This is a genomic window from Streptomyces sp. NPDC047880 (genome assembly GCF_040706515.1).
Classification (GTDB): Bacteria; Actinomycetota; Actinomycetes; order Streptomycetales; family Streptomycetaceae; genus Streptomyces.
Map to the genome: position 1 here is coordinate 121,394 of NZ_JBEZOK010000018.1, position 6,509 is coordinate 127,902.

The window sequence follows — 6,509 nt, forward strand, 5'->3', positions numbered from 1 at the left end:
AGGTCACTGCCAGAAACCATACTGGCACTGTCGGCTACATCAACAGGCATGAGCGGATCCCACCGGGCGCACGCGGTCAGGTGTGGCCCCTGTGGAACGGGATAGTCCGCACCTGTGGACACGCACCTGCTGACCTTCGGCCACAGCACCGCCGGCCGGGTGCGGATCGGCGGGCTGCTGCGGGATGCCGGTGTGGCGGCCGTCGTGGACGTGCGGACCGCGCCCGGCAGCCGCCGGGATCCCGATCTGCTGCGGGATCGGCTCGCCGAGTGGCTGCCGGACGCCGGTATCGCCTACCGGTGGGAACCGGCCCTCGGCGGGTTCCGTCCCCTGCCCGCGGACAGTCCGGACGTCGTGTGGCGCAACGTGTCCTTCCGCGGGTACGCCGCCCACACCCGCTCCCCCGAGTTCGTCTCCGCGATGGACCGCCTGCTGCGCGAGGCGGCGGGCGCCCGCACGGCCGTGATGTGCAGCGAGGCGGTCTGGTGGCGCTGTCACCGCCGTCTGATCGCCGACTTCGCGGTGCTGGCCCGCGGGGTACCCGCCCGGCACCTCATGCACGACGGGCGCCTGAGTGCTCATGCACCGACACCGGGAGCCCGTCTGCGCGAGGACGGGCTCCTCGTGTACGACGCCCCCACCGGGCCGGCCCGCGGCTGAGCCGTCAGTACAGCTTGTTCACCGCCGTGACGGTCGTGGCCCGTGGCGGCCGGGCCGTGGCCGGTGCATCCCCGGGGCGTCGGGCGCTTGCGTGCGGCACGGGGCGGGCGGGCGGCGGGTGCCGGATGCCGCCGCCCCGCGCCCGGCGCGCGCCACGGCCCGGTCCGTGATCCGCCGTGCACCGGCGCGAGGCCCGGGCCCGGGCCTTACAGGGCGTAAAGCGACCGAAGAATGGATAGGGGTCATACGGCGAAACGCGGGGAGTGTCCGACGTGCCCGGATGCCGGGTGCTGCGGCTTCAGGAGGGGGAGCGCGCATGGACGGCCGGCCCTTGTACCTCGAACCGCGGCTGGAGCCACGGCTGAGGTCGCTCACGGCGGCACGCGGCACGCTGCACTCGCTCGTCGACGCGCTCGGCTCACCTCTGCACGTCGTGGTGCCGGACCAGATCGCCGAGAACCTCGAGCGGTTCCGGTCGGTGTACCGCGCGCACCATCTGTCGGGCCAGGTCTTCTACGCCCACAAGGCCAACCGGTCCAGTGCCCTGCTGAGGCGGCTCGCCGCGACGGACGCGGGCGTGGACGTCGCGTCGCTGGGCGAGTTGCAGCACGCGCTGGGGGCCGGCTTCGACGCCGGCCGGATCATGGCCACGGGGCCGAAGAACCCCGAGTTCCTGTGGCTGGCGGCCCGTACGGGGGTCACGGTCGGCGTGGACGCCGTCGCCGAGCTGTACCAGCTCGCGGCCCTGGTGCGCAAGCACGCGCTCGCGCCGGTGCGGGTGCTGCTGCGGCTGTCGGGCTTCGAGACACCGGGCGTGAAGGTGCTGAGCCGGCGCAGCCGTTTCGGCACGCCCGTCAGGGAGTTGGAGCTGCTGCTGGAGGCTGTCGAGCGGCATGCCGACGCGGTCGACGCGACGGGGGTGGCCTTCCACCTGGACACGACGAGCGTCACGGAGAAGGCGACCGCCCTCGAAGGAAGCCTGGGGGCACTGGAGTTGTGCCGGACCCGGGGGTTACGGCCGCGGGCCGTGGACATCGGCGGCGGGTTCGGCGTCAACTACCTCGCCGAGCGGGAGCAGTGGGAGGCGTACACGAGCGGGCTCACCGAGGCCGTCCTCGGCCGGCGTCCGCCGCTGACGTGGGGCGGGCACGGCTACGGGCTGCGCAACGAGTCCGGCACCCTGCGCGGCACGCTGGGTGTGTACCCCGCCCACCGGTCCGTCGCCGGCGCCGCCTACCTGGAGGAGCTGCTGGCGCAGCCCGCCGCCGCACTGGGCGGGCGCCCGCTGGCCGCGCTGCTGCTGGAGCACTTGTACGACCTGTACAGCGAGCCCGGCCGGGCGCTGCTGGACCAGTGCGGACTCTCGCTCGCGCGGGTCCTGGAGGTCCGTGACCCCATGGCCGGCGGGCCACTGCAGGTACGGCTGGCCGCGAAGTCGGACGACATCGCCCTGGAGGACCACGGGGTGCTGATGGACCCGGTCGTCGTCCCCCGCGGCGGAGCCGGGCCGGGCGGCGGGCCCGTCGCCGTGCACCTCTTCGGCAGCCTCTGCCTGGAGACCGACCTGATCACCCGGCGCACGGTGTTCCTGCCCCGCCGCCCGGAAACCGGCGACCTGCTGGCCTTCGCCAACACCGCGGCCTACGCCATGGACTTCCACGCCACGCGCGCCCAGCACCAGCCCGCCGCCCGCAAGGTCGCCGCCTGGCAGGACGGCGACGCCTGGCGCTGGTGCCTCGACGACCAGTTCTGGCCGATCACGCCCTCGAGGGGAGCCCAGTGAGGTACGACAGCATCACCGAGGCGATAGGCAACACCCCTCTGGTGCGGATAGACCCGGCGGTGCACGGTCTGCGCACCATCGATCTGTACGCCAAGCTGGAAATGCTCAACCCCTTCGGCTCGGTCAAGGACCGGGCCGCCTGGAGCATGGCGGGACCGCTGCTGACGGAGGCGGTGGAACACGGCAGCCAGGTGGTCGAGTTGTCCAGCGGCAACACGGCCAAGGCCCTCGCGGTCATCGCGGGCATGCACGGCCTGGGCTTCAAGAGCGTCACCAACCGGATGCGGGTGCCGGAGATCAAGGACCTCCTGCTGCTGCTCGGCGCGGAGATCGAGGAACTGCCGGGGCAGAGCGAGTGCCTCGACCCGACCGCCACGGACGATCCGCTGACCCTGTTCCACCGGACGCTGGCCGCCTCCGGCAGCGCCTATCTGCACACCGACCAGTACTTCAACCCGCGCAACACCGAGGCGCATCTCACCGGTACCGGGCCGGAGATCGTCAAGGACCTGGACGGCCGGGTCCCGGACTGGTTCGTCGCCTGCGTGGGCACCGCCGGTTCCTCCACGGGCGTGGCCCGCGCCCTGCGCGAGGAGGATCCGTCGGTGCGGGTGGTCGGGCTGGTCTCGGCCAAGTCCGACTTCATCCCCGGGATCCGCACCATCGACGAAGTGCAGGAGGTCGGCCTGTTCGACCCGGAGACGTACGACACGGTCGAGCCGGTCAGCTCCGACGAGGCGATCGAGGGGATGCTGACCCTGAACCGCCGTTGCGGCATCCTCGGCGGGCCCACCGGAGGGGCCGCCTACTTCGGCGCGGTCCGTCACTTGCGCACCGTCGACGAGGAGTCGGCCGAGCGGCGGACGGCGGTGTTCATCGTCTGCGACCGGGTGGAGAGCTATCTGAGCTACGTCCGGCAGCGACGCCCCGATCTGCTGGGCCGGCCGCCCCGGAAGAACTCCCCGGCCGACCTGTCCGACGCCGAGGTCGGCGGGGCGCCGTCGGTCACCGTGGCCGAGGCCCGGCACTGGATCGACACCGGCCGGCCGCTCGTGGTCGACCTGCGCAGCCCGTACGCGTACGCGGCGCTGCACATCGACGGATCGGTCAACATCGTCGACGAGTTGTTCGCCGAACTCGTCCGGGGCGGCCTGCCGTTCAGCCGGCGCCGGCCGGTGCTGCTGGCCTGCCCGGTCGGCGAGCAGTCGGCGCGGTACGCGGCGCTGCTGACGCGGATGGGCCACCCGGACGTACGCAGCCTGGCCGGCGGCATCATCGCCTGGCGGGACGCGGGCGCGCCCCTGGTACGGGACTGACCGGCATGACCACACCGATCCCACCCCAGGATCCGCACGCGTGGCAGCGGGCGCTGCGCGCCCAGTTCCCCATCGTCACCGGGCACCCCGGGCTGGCCTACCTCGACAGCGCGGCCACGGCGCAGAAGCCGCAGGCCGTGCTGGACGCCGTGCAGACGTACCTGACCACGTCCAACGCCAATTCCGCGCGCGGCACCTACACCTGGGCCAACCGGACCACGGAGCTGGTCGAGCGGACCCGTGAGCGCGTCGCGCGGTTCCTCGGCGACCCCCGGCCGGAAAGCTCCGCCGTCCACTTCACGGGCGGCACCACCGAGGGGCTGCGCACCCTCGCCCGTGACTGGCTGCCGGGCTTCCTGCGCGACGGGGACGAGATCGTCGTCCCGGACGCCGACCACCAGGCCAACATCGCGCCGTGGCGGGAGGCCCAGCGGCTGCTCGCCCGCGAGGGCGTGCGCATCCGGGTGGTGCCGATGCCGTACCAGAGCGGCTCCGGGGACTACGACCACCGGGTCCTGGCCGAACGGGCGAGCCCGCGCACCCGGTTCGTCGCCACCACCCATGTGCACCACGTGTACGGCGGCGACATGAACGTGCAGCGCATCCGCGAGGCCGTCGGCCCCGAGGCGGTCATCTGCCTGGACGCGGCGCAGAGCGTCGGCCATCTGCCCTTCTCCGTGGCCGAGCTGGACGTGGACTTCGTCGTGTTCTCCGGGCACAAGGCGCTGGCCCTGCCCGGTTCCGGTGCGGTGTGGGCCCGGCAGGCGCGCGGGCCTGCGTTCGTGCCCGGGGGGTGGAGCGGCACCCCGAACACCGTGGGCATCGCCTCGCTGGAAGCGGCTCTGGACTGGCTGGAGGCGGCCGGCCTCGACCGGATCGAGCGCTGGACGGCCGACCTCGCGACCCGGCTCACGGAGGGACTGCGCCGGCTGGACGCCTACGAGATCCTCGGCTGCCCGCTCAGCCTGGCCGCCGACACGGCCGTGCAGCGCCGCCTCGGCATCGTGACCCTGCGGCACCGCGCCATCGACTCGGGCGATCTGGGGTTCATCCTGTTCAGCCACGGCTTCATGGTCCGCTCCGACCATCACTGCCAGGGGGACTCGGGCGAGAAGACCGGTTCGGTGCGGGTGAGTCTGCATGTGTACAACACCGTTGAGGAGATCGACCGGCTGCTGTCGGTTCTCGCCGCACTTCCGTGACACGGCCCGCTACGCGTAATGGGAACCGTTTCCACCTGTAGGCTCGGAACGGCAGGAGTCAGGTGCGATACGGCGAGGTGACGCGACCGGATGGGGCTGAGTCTGGCGACGGCGGAGCGATGGGTGGAGCGCTGGGAGCTCCAGCAGCAGCGGTACGCCGTCGACCGCGAGGAGCGGTTCACGGTGATCGCCGATGTCGTCGAGCACGCCACCGCGGGAGGTGCCGCCCGCCCCCTCGTCGTGGACCTCGGCTGCGGGCCCGGCTCCCTCGCGGCCCGGCTGGTCCGGCGGCTGCCGGACGCGGAGATCGTGGCGGTGGACCGCGACCCCCTCCTGCTGGAGCTGGGCCGCACCCACCATCCGGACGCGGCCCGTTACGTCGACGCCGAGATCGGCGCGCCCGGCTGGACGTGGGCCCTGGGCCTGGACCGGCCGCTGGACGCGGCGGTCTCCACCACCGCCCTGCACTACCTCGACCGCGACACCCTGCTCGCCACCTACCGGCAGCTCGCCGTGCTGCTGCGCCCCGGGGGCGTCCTCGTCAACGGCGACCACCTCCCGCCGGGCGAGACGGGCCCGGCCCGGATCGCCGCCCACGTCGGGCGGTGCCGGGCCGGCCGGCAGCGCGTGTTCGCCCAGGAGGACTGGGACTCCTGGTGGGCCGGGGTCGGCGACGACCCGGAGCTGACCGACCTGCTGGCGGAGCGCCGTTGCCGCTCGGCACGCGACACCGGCCGCCCCGCCGACCTCCCCCTCCCCGCCCACGTGGAGCTGCTCCGGCAGGCCGGCTTCGCCCAGGCCGGCCCGGTGTGGCAGTACGGCGACAGCTGCGTGGTCGTCGCGGTGCGCTAGCCGTGTGCCTCACTCGCCCGCCCCCCACCGGGTGCGCGCGGGCGCGGGCGCTCCGACACTGCATGCGGAGACCGCTCCACGTCGACATCGCCCCGCCGGTCTCGGCACATGCCCCGCGAGCGGTCACGCGCACACGCGAGGAGCCCCCATGACCACCGCCGAGCACGCCACCCACGACGACCACGGGCACACCCACGGCGACGACTGCGGTCATCTCGCCTTCCCCCACGGCGACCACACCGACTACGCCCACGACGGCCACATCCACCGGATGCACGAGGGGCACGCCGACGAGTGCGCGAACGCCGGCCACACGGTGCACCGGAACCACGACCACGAGCACGGCGACACCTGCGGCCATCTGGCCGTGCGGCACGACGACCACACGGACTACGTGCACGACGGCCACCGCCACGCGGCCCACGACGGCCACTGGGACGACCACTGACCGGCGTCCGGGTCCGATGACGGACGCGGACGCCCGGGCCGGCGGGTCTCAGGCCATGGCGTGCCGGTGGCCGGTGCGGTCGCACCAGCGCTCCAGCAGGGTGCGGCCGTGGCCCACGGCCGGCAGGGCGACGCCGAGGGAGACGTCCCGGACCGCAAGGGAACAGGCTCGGCGGGCGTCCCGGAACCGGGGCCCCCCCCGAGGGGGGGCCGCCCCGGGGGTCGGGCGGGGGGCGGGGTGCTGTCAGC

General features: G+C 73.6%; 6 protein-coding genes. All 6 read left to right on the plus strand.

Annotated features, from left to right (window positions below):
• Window positions 1-114 precede the first annotated feature (114 nt).
• A complete protein-coding gene (locus AB0937_RS25380) occupies window positions 115-660 on the plus strand; it encodes a DUF488 domain-containing protein (RefSeq protein ID WP_366714478.1) in 546 nt (181 codons plus the stop codon).
• 316 nt (window positions 661-976) lie between these two features.
• On the plus strand, window positions 977-2,443 hold the full coding sequence (locus AB0937_RS25385) for an alanine racemase (RefSeq protein WP_366714479.1): 1,467 nt from the start codon (window positions 977-979) through the stop codon (window positions 2,441-2,443).
• Entirely contained in the window at window positions 2,440-3,759 is a 1,320-nt protein-coding gene (locus tag AB0937_RS25390; protein ID WP_366714480.1) for a pyridoxal-phosphate dependent enzyme, read from the plus strand. Before AB0937_RS25385 ends, AB0937_RS25390 begins: the two co-directional genes overlap by 4 nt.
• Window positions 3,760-3,764: 5 nt before the next feature.
• A complete protein-coding gene (locus AB0937_RS25395) occupies window positions 3,765-4,961 on the plus strand; it encodes an aminotransferase class V-fold PLP-dependent enzyme (RefSeq protein ID WP_366714481.1) in 1,197 nt (398 codons plus the stop codon).
• A 90-nt stretch (window positions 4,962-5,051) separates the two neighbouring features.
• The gene (locus AB0937_RS25400) at window positions 5,052-5,813 is read left to right on the plus strand and encodes a class I SAM-dependent methyltransferase (RefSeq protein ID WP_366714482.1); all 762 of its coding nucleotides are present in this window, start codon (window positions 5,052-5,054) and stop codon (window positions 5,811-5,813) included.
• Between the two features lie 148 nt (window positions 5,814-5,961).
• Window positions 5,962-6,261 (plus strand): hypothetical protein, encoded by a 300-nt coding sequence (locus AB0937_RS25405; protein WP_366714483.1) that lies wholly within the window; start codon window positions 5,962-5,964, stop codon window positions 6,259-6,261.
• The last annotated feature ends 248 nt before the right edge of the window (window positions 6,262-6,509 follow it).

Bases quoted from the DNA above. Each gene is read 5' to 3' on its own strand.
- AB0937_RS25395 (WP_366714481.1), top strand. From the start codon at position 3,765: ATGACCACACCGATCCCACCCCAGGATCCGCACGCGTGGCAGCGGGCG.
- AB0937_RS25385 (WP_366714479.1), top strand. From the start codon at position 977: ATGGACGGCCGGCCCTTGTACCTCGAACCGCGGCTGGAGCCACGGCTG.
- AB0937_RS25405 (WP_366714483.1), top strand. From the start codon at position 5,962: ATGACCACCGCCGAGCACGCCACCCACGACGACCACGGGCACACCCAC.
- AB0937_RS25400 (WP_366714482.1), top strand. From the start codon at position 5,052: ATGGGGCTGAGTCTGGCGACGGCGGAGCGATGGGTGGAGCGCTGGGAG.